This window comes from Blastococcus sp. TF02A-35 (assembly GCF_004571075.1).
Classification (GTDB): domain Bacteria; phylum Actinomycetota; class Actinomycetes; order Mycobacteriales; family Geodermatophilaceae; genus Blastococcus.
This window is the reverse complement of record NZ_SPQP01000016.1, coordinates 1-15,799: the sequence shown is the minus strand read 5'-3', so window position 1 is coordinate 15,799 and position 15,799 is coordinate 1. Positions and strand designations below refer to the sequence as shown.

The window sequence follows — 15,799 nt, the reverse complement described above, 5'->3', positions numbered from 1 at the left end:
GGTCCGACGACGACCGACCCACGAGGAGGAGCGATGACCGAGCAGCGCCCCGACACCGACGAGAAGGACGAGCCGGGCGGCACGCCGTCGCCCGGGCCGGACAACCTCACCGACCGCCCGGTCGGGCCCGGGGACGACGGGTCCGCCAAGGCGGTGCCCGGCGCCTACCAGGCCGACGAGGCCGAGCAGGAGCGCGGCAAGGCGGTCAAGCCGGGCAACTAGGTGCGCGCGGCGGGGCCGGGCCCTTCCCTACCGGTCCCGCCACCGCCGGCCGTGCAGCCACCACTGCAGCCGCGCGGTGATCCACGGCAGCATCAGGTAGGTCATGACCGGCGTGAGCACCGCCGTCATGACGAGGACCCGCAGCACCACGTGCACGTCGGTCAGCGCGACGCCGAGGGTCAGCGTCGCCAGCAGGTTCACCGGGAAGAAGACCAGCCAGATCGTCACCGCCTGCTTCCACCGGGGCGGCGCGGGCGCGGCCGGGGCCTCGCAAACCTCCTCGGCCACCGGTGAGTCGAACCAGCCCTCGATGCCGGTGCGGCGCTCGCTGCGGGTGACCTCGGCGAGCCCCTGGGCCGACCGCAGCCACCACTGGCGCTCCGAGGAGGCCTCCCAGCCGGCCAGGGCCGTGTGGTCGGCGAACCGGGCGAGCATGTGCCACTCGTCGGCGTCGCGGCGTGAGCGCACCCAGCCGCCCCCGAGGAAGCCCGGGAAGCTCTCGGCCATGCTGAGACCGGCGCGGATCCACGCCGTCATCTCGCGCGCGTGCGCCGGGTCGGCGCGCCGCGTGAAGGACACCGTCACCGGGAGGTCGTCCCGAGTGAGGGTGATGGACGTCGTCATGCCTCCAGGATCGGGCCTGGACCCCCGATCCGCGTCCCCCGGGGCGGTGTGAGCCGCGCCTCGCAGGTGCCCGACACGGTCGCCGCTCCCCCGGCCCTCCCAGGTCGGTGCGGTTGACTGCCCGGCGTGGAGGTCCTCGGCCGGTTCTGGGCCCGCGTCACCGCGACGGTCCCGGAGCTGTCGACGACGGTGCTGCTGGTCACCGCGGCCGCCGCGGCGCTCCTGGTCCTCTCCCCCGCCCTCTGGCGGCCGGCCCGCAACGTGGTGACGATCGCCCACGAGGGCGCGCACGGCCTGGTGGCCCTCGCGGCGGGGCGGCGGCTCGCCGGCATCCGGCTGCACTCCGACACCTCGGGGCTGACCGTCTCCGCCGGGCGGCCCACCGGGCTGGGCATGGTGCTCACGTGCGCGGCCGGCTATACCGGGCCGGCGCTCTTCGGCCTCGGCGCGGCCGCGCTGCTGGCGGCCGGGCACGCCGTCGGGCTCCTGTGGGCGCTGCTCCTCCTGCTCGCCCTCCTGCTGGTGCAGATCCGCAACTGGTTCGGGCTCTGGTCGGTCCTCGTCACCGGCGGCATCGTCCTCGCCGCCACCTGGTGGCTCTCCCCGCTCGGCCAGGCCGTGTTCGCGGCGCTGGCCACGTGGTTCCTGCTCCTCGCCGCTCCCCGCGCCGTCCTCGAGCTGCAGGCCGCCCGCCGGCGGCGCTCGGCCCCGGACTCCGACGCCGACCAGCTGGCCCGCCTCACCCCGTTGCCCGCCGTGTGCTGGGTCGGGTTCTTCCTCCTCGTGGACCTCGGTGCTCTCGTCCTGGGCGCGAGGTGGCTGCTCGGCTGAGCCACCGGCTACGCCGGTTCGCTGTTGGGGATAACGGTCGAGCCGGACGCCGGTGACAGGGCCGGCCCGGCGCTCAGGCGGTCAGCGGGCGGTCGGGCGCGAGCGGCGGCGCGGCTCGCGGCCCACCGGCTGGGAGACCGGCTGCACCGAGGGCGCCGGCGGGATGTCGAGCACCAGGTCCGCGTGGTCGACCGTCACCGGCCGGCCGTGGTGGCGGATCTCCAGCGGGTCGCCGTCGACCAGCCGGTAGGTCGCCCGGCCGGGCTCGACGGTGACGGTGAGCTTGCGGCCGCGGTAGACCACGCGGAAGCGCAGCCGGCTGATCCGCTCGGGCAGCCGCGGCGCGAAGGTCAGCTCCCCCGCGTGGTCCCGGAGGCCGCCGAACCCGGCGACGGCGACGGTCCACCCGCCGGCCAGTGAGGCGATGTGCAGCCCGTGCCCGGAGTTGTGGTGCAGGTTCTGCAGGTCGGTCAGCGCCGCCTCGGCCCAGTACTGGTGGGCCAGCTCCAGGTGCCCGGTCTCCGCGGCCACGACGCCCTGCTGGGTCGCCGACAGCGAGGAGTCCCGCGTCGTGCGGGCCTCGTAGTAGGCGAAGTCGGCGATCTTCTCCTCGAGGGTGAACGCGTCCCCCCGCAGGTGCAGCGCCATCACCAGGTCGGCCTGCTTGACCACCTGCGTCCGGTAGATCTCGAAGTACGGGTAGTGCAGCAGCAGCGGGTACTTCTCCCCCGGCGTGTGCAGGAAGTCCCACTCCTCGTGGTGGGTGAACCCGTCGGACTGCATGTGCACGCCGCGCTGGGTGTCGTAGGGCACGGCCATGAGCGAGGCCGCCCGCAGCCACTCCTCCACCTCGTCGTCGGTGACCCCCAGCCGCGCGGCCACGTCGGGCTGCCGCCGCACGGCCGCGGCCGCCTCGCGCAGGTTCCGCTGCGCCATGAGGTTCGTGTAGACGTTGTTGTCCACCACGGCGGTGTACTCGTCCGGCCCGGTGACGCCGTCGATGCGGAAGCCGTGCTCGGCGTCGAAGTGGCCCAGCGAGGCCCAGAGCCGTGCGGTCTCCAGGAGCAGCTCGGCGCCGTAGTCGACGTCGAAGGACTCGTCGAGGGTCGCGGAGTGGTACCGGATGACGGCGTCGGCGATGTCGGCGTTGATGTGGAACGCCGCCGTCCCTGCCGGCCAGTAGCCCGACGTCTCCTCGCCGCGGATCGTCCGCCACGGGAACGCCGCACCGCGGAGGCCGAGCACCCGCGCGCGGTCGCGGGCCAGGGGCAGGGTCGAGTGCCGCCAGATGAGCGCGTCCCGCACCGCCTGGGGCGCGGTGTAGGTGAGCACCGGCAGGACGTAGGTCTCGGTGTCCCAGAAGGTGTGCCCGTCGTACCCCGGGCCGGTGAGGCCCTTGGCGGGGATCGCCTGCCGCTCGGCGCGCAGCCCGGCCTGCAGGACGTGGAACATGCCGACGCGCACGGCCTGCTGCAGCTCGTCGTCGCCCTCGATCTCGACGTCGGCCTCGTCCCAGTGCTGGGCCAGCAGCTCCCGCTGCTCGCGCAGCAGCCGGTCGAAGCCGGCCAGCTTGGCGGTGGAGAGCGCGGCCTCCACCTGGTCGCGCAGCGCGGGGGCCGAGCGGCGGGAGGACCAGCCGTAGGCGAGGAACTTGACCAGGGTCAGCGAGCCGCCGGGCGGGATGCGGGCGGCCAGGGTGTACCGGGCGAGGTCACCGGCGGCCTCGATGTCCTCGGTGCAGCTGTCGGGGATCTCGATGACGTGGTCCATGCCGGCGGCCACCCGCAGCCTGCTGCGTTTGGTGTGGTGGACCAGCACCGCCTTGCGGCCCCGCGCGGCGGCGAGCTCGCACTGCAGCGGGGAGGAGAGGGCCGCCGCGGCGCGCGGGTCGCCGTCCTCGCCGACGGGGCCGTGGTCGTTGGCCAGCAGGTCGGACTGCAGGGCGACGTAGAGGTCGCCGAGGTCGTCGACCACCTCCACCTTGTACTCGACGGCGGCGATCGAGCGGCGCACCAGCGACACCAGCCGGGTGCTGGTCACCCGGACCGTGCGGCCACCCGGCGAGCGCCACTCGGTGGCCCGGCGGAGCACGCCGGCGCGCAGGTCGAGGGTCCGCTGGTGGTCGACGATCTCGCCGTAGGTGAGGTCCAGGGGCGAGTCGTTGACCAGCAGGCGGATCAGCTTGCCGTCGGTCACGTTGACGACGGTCTGGCCCATCTCGGGGAACCCGTACCCGGCCTCGGCGTAGGGCAGCGGCCGCTCCTCGAAGAAGCCGTTGAGGTAGGTGCCCGGCACGGCGACCGGCTCCCCCTCCTCGAACGAGCCGCGCATGCCGATGTGCCCGTTGGCCAGCGCGAACACCGACTCGTGCACCCCGAGCGAGGAGCGGTCCAGGCCCAGCTCGGTGAGCGCCCAGGGCTCGATCGGGAAGACCGCCCGGCCCTCGGTCACGAGTGGCCCAGCAGCTGGTCGAGGTCGGTCACGACGACGTCGGCACCGGACTCGCGCAGGCCCTCGGCCTGGCCCACCCGGTCCACGCCGACGACGAACGCGAAGCCGCCGGCCCGCCCCGCGGCCACGCCGGCGAGCGCGTCCTCGAACACCGCGGCCTCCCCCGGCTCCACGCCGAGCGCCCGCGCCCCCGCCAGGAACGTGTCCGGCGCCGGCTTCCCGCGCAGCCCGTCGCGCGCGGCGACCACGCCGTCCACGCGGATGTCGACCAGCTCGGCGAAGCCGCCGGCGGCCACCACCTGCCCGCCGTTGGCCGACGCCGTCACCACGGCGGTGGCCAGGCCGGCGTCCCGGACCGCGCGCAGGTACCGGACCGACCCCTCGTAGACCTCCACGCCGTGCTCGTCGAGCTCGCGCAGCACCAGCTCGTTCTTGCGGGTGGCCACGCCCTGCACGGTCGCCGCGTCGGGGGCGTCGCCCGGCGACCCCTCCGGGAGCTCGATGCCGCGAGCGGCCAGGAAGTCGCGGACGCCGTCGGCCCGCGGCTTGCCGTCGACGTACCGGTTGTAGTCGTCCTGCGTGAACTCCGGCGCGGCCGGGTCCAGGGAGCGGAGGAACTCGTCGAGCGTGCGCTTCCAGGCCGCCATGTGCACCGTGGCGGTCCGGGTCAGCACGCCGTCGAGGTCGAACAGGCAGGCACGGACGCCGTCCGGCAGGCCGACGGTTCGCGGAGAGGGCACGCCGCGACGCTACCGGCGCAGCGGTGCGCGCACGTGTCGGAGCCGCGGCGATCCGGTGACGCCGACGGGCGGGCCGCCCCGGCGCTGCCTAGGGTCGCTCCGGGGACGGCGCACCCGACCTGCCGTCCGCAGCGACCGAGGGAGAGGACCACCCATGACCGACCGGCCCACCCCGCCGAACCCGTACGACTTCCTGCCGCAGGTGCCCGGCTTCACCGTCACCAGCAGCGACGTCTCCGACGGGCAGGTGCTGCCCATGCCGCACGTCAGCGGCGTGATGGGTGCCGGCGGTGAGGACCGTTCGCCGCAGCTGTCCTGGGCCGGCTTCCCCGAGGGCACCCGCAGCTTCGCCGTCACCGTGTACGACCCCGACGCCCCCACGGCCAGCGGCTTCTGGCACTGGGCCGTGGCCAACATCCCGGCGTCGGTGACCGAGCTGCCCTCGGGTGCCGGCGACAAGGACGCGCCGCAGCTGCCCGAGGGGGCGCTCCAGCTGCGCAACGACGGCGGCTTCGCCGGCTACGTGGGCGCTGCTCCCCCGGCCGGCCACGGCCCGCACCGCTACTTCGTCGTCGTGCACGCGGTGGACACCGAGACGCTCGACGTCGACGCCGGCACCACCCCCGCCGTCCTCGGGTTCAACCTGTTCTTCCACACGCTGGCCCGCGCGACGATGGTGCTCACCTACACCCAGGACTGAGCGGCAGCCGTCCTCCCCGGTCCCCGGGGAGGACGGTCACCCGGGCAGCTCGGCGACGCAGGTGGTGGCGAGGCGGGCGAAGCCGACCCGCTCGTACACCCGGGCGACGTCGTCGTCGCCCGCGGCGAGGAACACCATGTCGGCGGTCTCCCGGGCGTGCGCGACCAGCGCCGAGGCGATGCCGGCCCCCAGGCCCCTCCCGCGCAGGCGCGGGAGGGTGGCCACCCCGACGATCTCGCTGACCACGGTGCCGTCGAGGTCGAGCGGCTGGTGCGAGCCGACCGCCACGGGCCGTCCGTGCTCCTTGGCCACCATCATCACCGTGCGGCCGTCGGCAATCCGCTCGCGGAGGACGGCGGTGCGCGCGAGGGCCTCGGGCGAGGTGTCCAGCGGGGCCTCGCGCACGTCGGCCTGGCCGCCCGGGTGGGCGAAGGCGACAGCGGCGACCCGCTGGTACTCGGGCAGGTCGGGGTCGTCGGCGCCGACGACGTACAGGCGGACGCCGACGGGCAGGACCAGGTCGACCGGGTCGTCGGCCACCAGCAGCGGCAGCTCCTCCACCGGCATGCCCGCGGCACGGGCGGCCGCGGCGACCTCCGGGGAGCACTCCGGGATCCACTCGAGCGCGGCCGGCAGCCCCGCCGCGCGCTGCATCCGGATGGCGGCCCGCACGTCGTCCACCGTCACCGGCTCCCCTCCCCCGTCGCGACGCGGCCGGGCCGGGTACGGCCAGGAGGGGTCGGCGATGGGGACGTCGAGGGCACCGGCCCGCTCCACGCGTGCGTCCGGCAGCGGCGCGGCGGCGAAGTAGCGCTCGATGCACTCGAGCAGCCCCGGGCGGGAAGACACGTCAGAACCCTAGACGCGTTCGGCGCTGCCGGGCCTCCCGACGCCCGCCCGCGGTGGCCTGCCCACCCGCCCGGGTGACCCGCGCGCAGGTCACCGGCGGCCGGGACGGCACGATGGGCTGCGTGACGGCAGGGACTCGCGGCTCCATCTCGCCCTACGCGGTGTTCGACCGCCCCTCGTGGCGAGCGCTCGCTGCGGGCGACCGGCTGCCCCTGGACCAGGCCGACCTGGAGGCGCTCGCCTCGCTGGGCGACCGGATCGACCTCGACGAGGTCGCCACCGTCTACCTGCCGCTGGCCCGGCTGCTGGACCTCCACGTGACCGCCAGCCGGCGGCTGTGGGCGGCGCAGAGCGAGTTCCTCGGCGACTCGACGGCGAAGGTGCCGTTCGTGATCGCCGTGGCCGGGAGCGTCGCCGTCGGCAAGAGCACGACGTCGCGGCTGCTGCAGACGCTGCTGGCCGCCGGCCCCGGGTCCCCCCGCGTGGACCTGGTGACCACCGACGGCTTCCTGCTGCCCAACGCGGTCCTGGAGGAGCGCGGGCTGCTCGGGCGCAAGGGGTTCCCGGAGAGCTACGACCGCCGCGCGCTGCTGCGCTTCCTCGCCGACGTGAAGTCCGGCCGGGAGGAGGTCGTCGCACCGGTCTACGACCACCAGTCCTACGACATCGTCCCGGACGAGGTGCAGGCGGTCGACCGGCCCGACATCCTCGTCGTGGAGGGTCTCAACGTGCTCCAGGCCGGCCGGCGGACCGACGGGGCGGCGCCGGAGGTCTTCCTGTCGGACTTCTTCGACTTCTCCGTGTACGTGGACGCCGCGGAGGCCGACATCCAGCGCTGGTACGTCGAGCGCTTCCAGGCGCTGCGCCGGACCGCCTTCCAGGACACCTCCGCCTACTTCCACCGGTTCGCCGGGCTCAGCGAGAGCGAGGCCCGGGAGACGGCTCTGAGCATCTGGTCGGCGGTGAACGGCCCGAACCTGCGCGACAACATCGCCCCGACCCGCTCCCGGGCGCGCCTGGTCCTCCAGAAGGCCAGCGACCACTCGGTGCGCAGGGTGCTGCTGCGCAAGCTCTGAGCGCGCCCCCTCCCCCGACACGCCGTCCCCACCGGCGCGAACGCGTCGCACCGGCCGTCGCCATGGCAGGACCTGACGACTCGTTGGGGTGATTAGGTGACGGGGATCACGTGACCTCGGGCACCTTCCGTGCCGACACTGTGGGAGACGCGTAAGCGTTCATGCACAGCCAGTGACTGCCGGCTTCCCCCCGGCCGAACGGAAGTGACCGCCATGTGCGCACACCGCACCCCCTGCCCCGACGCCACCAGCGACCTGCGCGACCTCGCCGCCGTGGTGAGCAGCCACCCCGAGCAGGGCTGGAGCCTCCTCTGCAACGGTGTGGTCCTGTTCGACGACGACGGTGAGCTGCTCCCCGACGGCCGCGCCGTCGACGACCACCACGTCTGGGTAGCCCCGGCGCTCGTCAGCGCCTAGCCGCCCTCCGCCGCCTGCCGGGCGGCCTGCTCCACCCGCTCGCGGTACTCCCGCCACCACGCGGGGTCGCGGTCGGGCAAATTGTCCCCGACCGACTGGTTGCCGACGACGCCGTCGACGAGCTCGCGGACGATGTCGACGTGGCCGGCGTGCCGGTGGGTCTCGGCGATCACGTGCACCAGGACCCGGTGCAGGGTCACCTCGGTGCCGCCGGCCGGCCCCCACCAGGGGACCCGGCCCACCGCGTCGATCGGCAGCTCGGCCACCGCGGCGTCGGTCCGGGCCCACGCGCGCCGGTAGCCGTCCAGGACCTCCTCGCGCGACTCCTGCGCGGTGGCCCACATGTCGACGTTGTCCTCGGCGTCGTCGCTGAACCACGGGTGGGCCAGGCCCACCGGGCGCCCGAACGGGACGCTGAAGTAGCCCACCTCGACCAGCGCCAGGTGCTTGACCACCCCCAGCACGTTCGTGCCCGTGGGCGTGAGCGGCCGGCGGACGTCGTACTCCGACAGCCCCTCGGCCTTGAGCAGGACGACGTCGCGGCCCTCCTGCAGGTAGTCCCTCAGGTCGGCCTTCAGCTGGTCGGCACCGGTCATGCCCGGGACAGTGCCACGCCCCACCGACAGCGCGCGCCGGTCACCGCGCGGCGCCCACCACGTCCGCGGTCGTGCCCAGGTCGTCCGGTGCCCCCTGGGCGCGGTCCGGGACGGTCGCCGGCACCTCGTGCGGCTCCTCGTCGGCGAACGCCTCCGGCGGCGGGCAGGAGCAGACCAGGTTGCGGTCGCCGTAGGCCTGGTCGATCCGGCGGACCGGGCTGAGGTAGCCGCGGCCCCTCAGCGCCGGCACCGGGTACACCGCCTCGCTGCGCGGGTAGGGCCGGCCCCACTCCCCCGCCACCATCGACAGGGTGTGCGGGGCGTTGCGCAGCGGGTTGTCCTCGCGGTCGTACTCCCCCGTCGCGACCTTCTCGATCTCGCCGCGGATGTGCACCATCGCGTCGACGAACCGGTCGAGCTCGGCCTTGTCCTCGCTCTCGGTCGGCTCGACCATCAGCGTCCCGGCCACGGGGAAGCTCATCGTCGGCGCGTGGAACCCGAAGTCGACCAGCCGCTTGGCGATGTCGTCGTTGGTGACGCCGGTGGCCTTGGTCAGCGGGCGGATGTCGAGGATGCACTCGTGGGCGACGAGCCCGTTGGCGCCGGTGTAGAGCACCGGGTAGTGCTCGCGCAGCCGGGCAGCGAGGTAGTTGGCGCCGAGGATGGCGTGCTGCGTGGCCTTCGTGAGGCCGTCGGGTCCCATCAGGCGCATGTAGGCCCAGGAGATCGGCAGGATGTCCGCCGAGCCCCAGGGCGCCGCCGACACCACCGGGCCACCGGCGCCGGTGTCCACGACGGGGTGCCCCGGCAGGAACGGCACCAGGTGCTCCCGGACGCCGATCGGGCCGACGCCCGGACCGCCGCCGCCGTGCGGGATGCAGAAGGTCTTGTGCAGGTTCAGGTGGCTCACGTCCGAGCCGAAGCGGCCGGGGCGGGCGAGCCCCACCATCGCGTTGAGGTTGGCGCCGTCGACGTAGACCTGGCCGCCGGCGTCGTGCACCGCGCCGCAGATCTCCTGGATGTCGGTCTCGAACACCCCGTGCGTCGACGGGTAGGTGATCATGATGGCGGCGAGCCGCTCGGCGTGCTGGTCCACCTTCGCCCGCAGGTCTGCCAGGTCCACGTTGCCGGCCTCGTCGCAGGCGACGACGACCACGCGCATGCCGGCCATCACGGCGCTGGCGGCGTTCGTGCCGTGCGCCGAGCTCGGGATCAGGCAGACGTCGCGCTGGTCGTCGCCGCGCGAGCGGTGGTAGCCGCGGATGGCCAGCAGGCCCGCGAACTCGCCCTGGGAGCCGGCGTTGGGCTGCACGCTCACCGCCGCGTAGCCGGTGACCTCGGCCAGCCCGGCGCACAGCTCGTCGATCAGCTGCCGGTAGCCCCGCGCCTGCTCGGCCGGGGCGAACGGGTGCAGGTTCGCGAACTCCGGCCAGGTGATGGCGGCCATCTCCGTGGCGGCGTTCAGCTTCATCGTGCACGAGCCCAGCGGGATCATCGTGCGGTCCAGCGCCAGGTCCTTGTCGCTCAGCGAGCGCAGGTAGCGCAGCATCGCCGTCTCCGACCGGTGCGCGGAGAAGACCGGGTGGGTGAGGAAGGGCGTCCGGCGGCGGAGCGCGGCCGGCAGGGCGTCCTGACCGGCGTCGTCGAGCGCCGCGTCGTCCACGGCGACGCCGAAGGACTCCGCGACCGCACGCAGGACCGCCGGCGTGGTCGTCTCGTCGCAGGCGACCGCCACGGTGCCGGCGTCCACCAGGCGCAGGTTGACCCGGCGCTGCGCCGCCGCGGCCACGACCTCGGCCGCCCGGCCCGGCACCGAGACCTGGAGGGTGTCGAAGAAGTGCTCGTGCACCAGGTCCAGCCCGCCGTCGCGCAACCAGCCGGCCAGCACGGTGGCGCTGCGGTGCACCCGGGCCGCGATCGCCGTGAGGCCCTCGGGGCCGTGGTAGACGGCGTAGGCGCCGGCCATGACGGCCAGCAGCACCTGGGCGGTGCAGATGTTGCTGGTCGCCTTCTCGCGGCGGATGTGCTGCTCGCGGGTCTGCAGGGCCAGCCGGTAGGCCACGTCGCCGTCGGCGTCGACCGAGACGCCGACCAGCCGGCCCGGCAGCTGGCGGGCCAGCCCCTCGCGGACGGACAGGTAGCCGGCGTGCGGGCCGCCGTAGCCCATCGGGACGCCGAAGCGCTGGCTGGTGCCGCAGGCGACGTCGGCGCCCCACTCCCCCGGTGCCTCCAGCAGCGTCAGCGCCAGCAGGTCGGCGGCGACGACGACGGACGCACCGGCCTCGTGCGCGGCGGCCGCCAGGGCGCGGTGGTCGCGCACCGCGCCGCTGGCGCCGGGGTAGGACAGCAGGACGCCGAACGCGCCGGCCTCGGGCAGGTCCGCGGGCCAGCCGGCTGCGAGGTCGGTGACGTGCAGCCGGATGCCCAGCGGCTCGGCGCGCGTCCGCAGCACCCCGAGGGTCTGCGGCAGCGTGTCGGCGTCGACGACGAAGACCGCGTCCGGCTTCCCCCGGCCGGCCCTGCGCACCAGGGTCATCGCCTCGGCCGCGGCGGTGGCCTCGTCGAGCATCGAGGCCCCGGCGACGGGCAGGCCGGTGAGGTCGGCGACCGTCGTCTGGAAGTTGATGAGCGCCTCGAGCCGGCCCTGGCTGATCTCGGGCTGGTAGGGCGTGTAGGCGGTGTACCAGGCCGGGTTCTCCAGCACCGTGCGCTGGATGACCGGCGGGGTGACCGTGCCGGAGTAGCCCAGGCCGATCATCGAGGTGAAGACCTCGTTGGCCGACGCCCGCTCACGCAGCAGCGCGAGGACGGCGGCCTCGTCCTCGGCCGGCGGCAGGGCCAGCGGCTCCCGGTCGCGGACGCCCTCGGGGACGCAGGCGTCGACCAGCGACTCCAGCGTGGGGTGCCCGACCACCTGGAGCATCTCGGCGGTCTCGTCCGGCCGGGGCCCGATGTGCCGGCCGGCGAACGAGCCGGCGGTGTCGAGGGCGCTCAGCGAGGGCAGCGGCGCGAGGTCGTCAGCGCGGTCGGTCACTGCCGCGACGCTACCAGCGCCCTACGCCGCCACGGCCGCGGTGCAGGGGCCCTCGGAGAGAGAGGGCGTTCTGCTCAGGCGGTCGCGGCGCGGCGGCGGCGCCGCAGCGACAGCTCGTCGTCGGACGGCACGACCTGGCCGCCGTCGAGGCGCTCGGCCGGCAGCTCGGCGAGCTCGCCCGACAGCTCCCGCAGGGCCCCGGAGACGGCGATGCCGAAGACGCCCTGCCCGCCGGCGAGCAGGTCCACGACCTCCTCGGCGGAGGTGCACTCGTACACCGTGGCGCCGTCGGAGAAGAGCGTGACGTTGGCCAGCTCCTTCACACCCCGCTGACGGAGGTGGTCGACGGCCTTGCGGATGTTCTGCAGCGAGACGCCGGTGTCCAGCAGCCGCTTGACGACCTTGAGCACCAGGATGTCGCGGAAGGAGTAGAGCCGCTGGGTCCCCGAGCCGGTGGCGCTGCGCACCGAGGGCGCGACCAGGCCGGTGCGGGCCCAGTAGTCGAGCTGCCGGTAGGTGATGCCGGCGGCGGCGCAGGCGGTCGGGCCGCGGTAGCCGACGAGGTCGGTGTCGACGTCGTCGTACGACGGCGCCCCCACGGCGGCGTCGCTGAACAGCTGACCCTGGGAGCCGTTGTCCTGGTCGCTCACGTCCAGCGTCCTCCTCTGTCCCGCCACGAACCGCGGCAGGTCGCCGGCCCGCACCCCGTGACCTCAGGTGTCACACCGTTGTTGTCCGCCGACGGTAAGCCGGGCCAGGGGGCCGGTCAACTGAGCGGGACGGCGTGTCGGGCCGCTCACTCATTTCGAGTGATGATCCGCCGCGCCCTGCCGATAGGCACCTGTTGGGCCTAGGCGGGCCCGCCACCGGAGCCGGAGCCGGCGCCGAAGTCCTCCGGGGAGATCTGGTCGAGGAACTCGCGGAACTTCTCGACCTCGTCCTCCTGCTCGTCCGGGATCTCGATGCCGACCTCGTCGAGCAGGTCCTCGGCGCCGTAGATGGGCGCGCCGGTCCGGACCGCGAGCGCGACGGCGTCCGACGGGCGGGCGCTGACCACCCGGTCGTCGCCGAAGACGAGCTCGGCGATGTAGATGCCGTCGCGCATCTCGGTGATGTTGACCGCCTCCAGCTCCGCGCCCAGCGTGCGCACCACCTCGCGGAGGAGGTCGTGGGTCATCGGGCGGGCGGGGCGGACGCCCTGCTGCTCGAAGGCGATCGCGGCGGCCTCGACCGCGCCGATCCAGATGGGCAGGTACCGCTCGCCCTGCGTCTCCTTGAGCAGCAGGATGGGCTGGTTGCCCGGCAGTTCGACGCGGACGCCGACGACTCGAAGCTCCTGCACGGTGCGGCTCCTCGGCTGCGGCCCGGGGGGTCGGGCGGAACGGTCAGGTCAGGCGGCCGGTGACGGGTCGGGACGTCGGTCGGTCTCGGACGGCGACGTCTCCACGGTACGCCCGGTCAGGGCCGCAGGAGGTCCCTCAGGCGCGTCTCGAGAAGTGCCGTGTGCAACTGCGCGGACAGCGCCGCCAGCTCGGCCAGCTTCTCCGTGGCGCGGGTGCGCGCCTCGTCCGACCGCGCCCGCAGGACCGGGGCGACGAGCTGCTCGACCAGACCGGCCTCGCGCTCCACCGCGCTGCGGTAGACCCGCAGGTGGCGGGGCTCGATGCCGTGCCGCGCCAGGCCCGCGGCCGCCCGCGCGATCGGCAGGTCGCCGGCCGGGTGCCGCCCCTCGGCGTCGGTGGAGAGCAGGCCGAACTGCACGCAGTCGGCGAGCTGGTCGGGCTCCAGCCCTGCCGCCCGGGCGAACTGCTCGGGGCTGAGCGGGGCTTCCTCGCCCTCGGCGGTGGACGCCGGGGGCAGGGGGGCCGCCCCGCCGGTGCCGGGGAGCGGCTCCCCGCGGTCCAGCGCGTCGAGGTGGTCCTTGATGACGCGCAGGGGCAGGTAGTGGTCCCGCTGCGCCGTGAGCACGTAGCGCAGCCGGCTCACGTCGGCCCGCGAGAACTTGCGGTACCCCGACGGCGTGCGCTGCGGGTGCACCAGGTCCTCGGATTCCAGGTACCGGATCTTGCTGATCGTCACGTCGGGGAAGTCGTCGCGAAGAACAGCCAGCACCTCCCCGATGGTGAGGCGTGGCTTGTGCTGGTCGGCGGCGTCCCCGAGCGCACCTTCGCGCTCGGGCACGCCCATCAGCGAGCGGCCGGCTCGCCGGTGCGGGGGCCGGTCAGGTACACGAGCCGGAACTTGCCGATCTGCACCTCGTCGCCACCGGCCAGGTTGGCCACGTCCACCGGCTCCCGGTTGACGTAGGTGCCGTTCAGGCTGCCGACGTCGTGCACCGAGAAGCCGCCGCCCTCGCGGTGGAACTCGACGTGACGACGGCTGACGGTGACGTCGTCGAGGAAGATGTCGCTGTCGGGGTGCCGCCCGGCCGTGGTGACGTCCTGGTCCAGCAGGAAGCGGCTGCCCGCGTTGGGGCCGCGCTTGACGACCAGCAGGGCCGAACCCGCCGGCAGCGACTCGACGGCGCCGGCGTGGACGTCGGCGGCCTCGGTGGCCTCGGGCTGGTCACCCGAGTCCTCGCCACCGACCTTGGGGATCACGCTGGTGGCCTCGCCGATGCGCTCGGGGGCGAGCGCCGCACCGCACTGCGCGCAGAAGCGACTGCCCTCGGGGTTCTCGTGGCCACATCGAGTGCAGTGCACGTTGCGTCTCCTCCGGTGCGAGGGGCCCGCCGCGGGGCCTCGGGACGGGCCGCGGGCGGCCGGCGGACGACGGGCCGGTCAGCCCGTCGTGGTCGGCCGCCGCGGGAGGGCGGCGGACCGTTGGTCATGGAACCAGCCGGTCGGCCCGAGGGTCAACCGGATGTGCAGGGTGGGGCGGTCGGGTCTCCCGGAGGTGACCCACGTGCTTCCCGCCCCAGCGCGATCATAGTGATCGATGCCGGGAGTCAGCCTCCCGGCGACCCGTTCACGACGCGTCGACCAGCGCCTGGTAGGCGGCGGCGTCGAGCAGCTGGCCCACCGGGTCGCCACCCTCCCCCGCCACCGCGATCTCCACCAGCCAGCCGTCGCCGTAGGGGTCGGAGTTGATCGTCTCGGGCGCGTCGGCCAGGCGCTCGTTCACGGCCGCCACGGTGCCGGCGACGGGCGCGTAGACGTCGGAGACGCTCTTGGTGGACTCCACCTCGCCGATCGGCGTCCCGGGACCGACCTCGGCGCCCACGTCGGGGAGCTGGACGAAGACGATGTCGCCGAGCGCGTCCTGCGCGTGGTCGGTGATGCCGACCCGGACGACCGTCGACGTGCCGTCGGTGCCCTGCACCATCGCCCACTCGTGCTGGTCGGTGTAGCGGCGGTCGTCGGGGGTGCTCATGCGGGCGTCGGTCTCCTGGGTCGTGTGGGGGGTGGGTCAGTCGTCGGGCGAAGCGTATTGAGGCCGGTCCAGCGGTCGCAACGCGTCCACCACGAGCAGCTCCGACTGCGCGATGTCGACCACGCCGCCGCGGTTGCCGATGGCCTGGACGACGCCGCCGGGGATGTTCATGGCGGTCTCGATGCCCTGCGGGTCCCCGATGACGACGAACTCGTAGGGCGCCCGGAGCGCCGTGCCGTCGACCCGCAGGCCGCCGGCCCGGCCGGTCACCGCGCTGGAGAGCCCGATGCGGACGCCGTCGACCTGCATGGTCTCCGCCCCCGCGCCGCGCAGCTCCTGGATGACGTCGAGCAGGTCGCGGACGCGCACGTCGGCGGAGGGGTCCCGGATGGTCAGGGTGAGGCCCGGGCCCTGGGCGGGGAGCGTGCCGTTGAGGATGCCGAGCGCCTCGGCGCGCCGCCGGGCCTCCTGGAGGGCCGCGCCGGTCCGGCTGCCCGAGCCCGAGAGCTCCTGCAGCGCGGAGCGCTGCTCGGAGATCTGCTCGCGGAGGCGCAGCTCCCGCGAGTTGAGCTCGTCGAGGATCCGCACCAGGTCCTCCTCGCGCGCGCCGGCGAGCACCTGCGCCTCGTCGGCGTTGCGCACCTGCACGGCCAGGGCGAACCCCAGGGCGAGGGTGAGGACGCCGATGAGCACCGCGGCGACCAGGTCGCGCCGGCGGCGGCCCGGGCCGGGCGCCGCGGGCGGCGCTGCGGGCGGCCCTGGGTTCTCCGGCTCGCACGACGCGACCATCGCGCTGGTCGCCTCCGGCAGCTACCAGGCCGGCGTGCTGAACGAGCAGGTGTGGGAGAGCCGGCTGGCCGAGGGCGGGCCGACCGCCTCCGACGTCG

The 15,799-nt window shown here is 74.5% G+C and carries 18 protein-coding genes; 6 read left to right on the top strand and 12 right to left on the bottom strand.

The genetic code is table 11. From position 1 onward, the window contains the following. Positions 1-33 precede the first annotated feature (33 nt). A complete protein-coding gene (locus E4P43_RS09690) occupies positions 34-222 on the top strand; it encodes a hypothetical protein (RefSeq protein ID WP_135145250.1) in 189 nt (62 codons plus the stop codon). 27 nt (positions 223-249) lie between these two features. On the opposite strand, the gene E4P43_RS09685 is transcribed toward E4P43_RS09690, so the two are convergent. Further along, on the bottom strand, positions 250-846 hold the full coding sequence (locus E4P43_RS09685; protein ID WP_135145249.1) for an antibiotic biosynthesis monooxygenase: 597 nt from the start codon (positions 844-846) through the stop codon (positions 250-252). Between the two features lie 126 nt (positions 847-972). On the opposite strand from E4P43_RS09685, the gene E4P43_RS09680 reads away from it, so the two are divergent. After that, positions 973-1,677, top strand: a complete 705-nt coding sequence (locus tag E4P43_RS09680) for a M50 family metallopeptidase (protein WP_135145248.1) — start codon at positions 973-975, stop codon at positions 1,675-1,677. 81 nt (positions 1,678-1,758) lie between these two features. Here E4P43_RS09680 and E4P43_RS09675 read toward each other — a convergent pair whose 3' ends face one another. Together E4P43_RS09675 and E4P43_RS09670 are read right to left on the bottom strand one after the other, a co-directional pair. Then, entirely contained in the window at positions 1,759-4,128 is a 2,370-nt protein-coding gene (locus E4P43_RS09675; protein WP_135145247.1) for a glycosyl hydrolase family 65 protein, read from the bottom strand. Then, positions 4,125-4,868, bottom strand: coding sequence for a beta-phosphoglucomutase family hydrolase (locus E4P43_RS09670; protein ID WP_135145246.1), 744 nt, complete (start codon positions 4,866-4,868; stop codon positions 4,125-4,127). Before E4P43_RS09670 ends, E4P43_RS09675 begins: the two co-directional genes overlap by 4 nt. A gap of 154 nt (positions 4,869-5,022) precedes the next feature. Between E4P43_RS09670 and E4P43_RS09665 the strand changes: the two genes are divergently transcribed. Then, entirely contained in the window at positions 5,023-5,568 is a 546-nt protein-coding gene (locus E4P43_RS09665) for a YbhB/YbcL family Raf kinase inhibitor-like protein (RefSeq protein ID WP_135145245.1), read from the top strand. 36 nt (positions 5,569-5,604) lie between these two features. Here E4P43_RS09665 and E4P43_RS09660 read toward each other — a convergent pair whose 3' ends face one another. Then, complete coding sequence (locus tag E4P43_RS09660; protein ID WP_135145244.1) at positions 5,605-6,417, bottom strand: GNAT family N-acetyltransferase; 813 nt, start codon at positions 6,415-6,417, stop codon at positions 5,605-5,607. Positions 6,418-6,530: 113 nt separating this feature from the next. On the opposite strand from E4P43_RS09660, the gene coaA reads away from it, so the two are divergent. Then, a complete protein-coding gene (gene coaA, locus E4P43_RS09655; protein WP_135145309.1) occupies positions 6,531-7,493 on the top strand; it encodes a type I pantothenate kinase in 963 nt (320 codons plus the stop codon). Positions 7,494-7,706: 213 nt separating this feature from the next. Further along, a complete protein-coding gene (locus E4P43_RS09650; protein WP_135145243.1) occupies positions 7,707-7,910 on the top strand; it encodes a DUF5999 family protein in 204 nt (67 codons plus the stop codon). Here E4P43_RS09650 and E4P43_RS09645 read toward each other — a convergent pair. From E4P43_RS09645 to E4P43_RS09610, 8 genes are all read right to left on the bottom strand, one after another. Next, on the bottom strand, positions 7,907-8,506 hold the full coding sequence (locus tag E4P43_RS09645) for a DinB family protein (RefSeq protein WP_135145242.1): 600 nt from the start codon (positions 8,504-8,506) through the stop codon (positions 7,907-7,909). The two genes, E4P43_RS09650 and E4P43_RS09645, sit on opposite strands and share 4 nt — an antisense overlap. Before the next feature lie 40 nt (positions 8,507-8,546). Beyond that, positions 8,547-11,540 carry an aminomethyl-transferring glycine dehydrogenase gene (gcvP, locus tag E4P43_RS09640; RefSeq protein WP_135145241.1) on the bottom strand — a complete coding sequence of 998 codons (2,994 nt, stop codon included), beginning with the start codon at positions 11,538-11,540 and terminating at the stop codon, positions 8,547-8,549. A gap of 74 nt (positions 11,541-11,614) precedes the next feature. After that, positions 11,615-12,157 carry a MerR family transcriptional regulator gene (locus E4P43_RS09635; protein ID WP_245159054.1) on the bottom strand — a complete coding sequence of 181 codons (543 nt, stop codon included), beginning with the start codon at positions 12,155-12,157 and terminating at the stop codon, positions 11,615-11,617. Between the two features lie 233 nt (positions 12,158-12,390). Beyond that, on the bottom strand, positions 12,391-12,882 hold the full coding sequence (locus E4P43_RS09630) for a bifunctional nuclease family protein (protein ID WP_135145239.1): 492 nt from the start codon (positions 12,880-12,882) through the stop codon (positions 12,391-12,393). Positions 12,883-12,998: 116 nt separating this feature from the next. Further along, positions 12,999-13,727, bottom strand: coding sequence for a MerR family transcriptional regulator (locus E4P43_RS09625; protein ID WP_135145238.1), 729 nt, complete (start codon positions 13,725-13,727; stop codon positions 12,999-13,001). Next, positions 13,727-14,242, bottom strand: coding sequence for an FHA domain-containing protein (locus tag E4P43_RS09620; protein WP_135145237.1), 516 nt, complete (start codon positions 14,240-14,242; stop codon positions 13,727-13,729). The genes E4P43_RS09625 and E4P43_RS09620 overlap by 1 nt, the downstream gene beginning before the upstream one ends. 265 nt (positions 14,243-14,507) lie before the next feature. Then, positions 14,508-14,912 (bottom strand): glycine cleavage system protein GcvH, encoded by a 405-nt coding sequence (gene gcvH, locus E4P43_RS09615; RefSeq protein ID WP_135145236.1) that lies wholly within the window; start codon positions 14,910-14,912, stop codon positions 14,508-14,510. A 36-nt stretch (positions 14,913-14,948) separates the two neighbouring features. Continuing rightward, on the bottom strand, positions 14,949-15,605 hold the full coding sequence (locus E4P43_RS09610; protein WP_245159049.1) for a DUF881 domain-containing protein: 657 nt from the start codon (positions 15,603-15,605) through the stop codon (positions 14,949-14,951). Here E4P43_RS09610 and E4P43_RS20505 point away from each other — a divergent pair. Then, positions 15,598-15,799 (top strand): PhnD/SsuA/transferrin family substrate-binding protein (locus E4P43_RS20505; RefSeq protein WP_348522226.1); only part of this gene is annotated, 202 nt, incomplete at its 3' end. The genes E4P43_RS09610 and E4P43_RS20505 overlap by 8 nt on opposite strands.

Bases quoted from the DNA above. Each gene is read 5' to 3' on its own strand.
- E4P43_RS09645 (WP_135145242.1), bottom strand. From the start codon at position 8,506: ATGACCGGTGCCGACCAGCTGAAGGCCGACCTGAGGGACTACCTGCAG.
- E4P43_RS09685 (WP_135145249.1), bottom strand. From the start codon at position 846: ATGACGACGTCCATCACCCTCACTCGGGACGACCTCCCGGTGACGGTG.
- coaA (WP_135145309.1), top strand. From the start codon at position 6,531: ATGGGCTGCGTGACGGCAGGGACTCGCGGCTCCATCTCGCCCTACGCG.
- E4P43_RS09690 (WP_135145250.1), top strand. From the start codon at position 34: ATGACCGAGCAGCGCCCCGACACCGACGAGAAGGACGAGCCGGGCGGC.
- E4P43_RS09665 (WP_135145245.1), top strand. From the start codon at position 5,023: ATGACCGACCGGCCCACCCCGCCGAACCCGTACGACTTCCTGCCGCAG.
- gcvH (WP_135145236.1), bottom strand. From the start codon at position 14,912: ATGAGCACCCCCGACGACCGCCGCTACACCGACCAGCACGAGTGGGCG.
- E4P43_RS09650 (WP_135145243.1), top strand. From the start codon at position 7,707: ATGTGCGCACACCGCACCCCCTGCCCCGACGCCACCAGCGACCTGCGC.
- E4P43_RS09625 (WP_135145238.1), bottom strand. From the start codon at position 13,727: ATGGGCGTGCCCGAGCGCGAAGGTGCGCTCGGGGACGCCGCCGACCAG.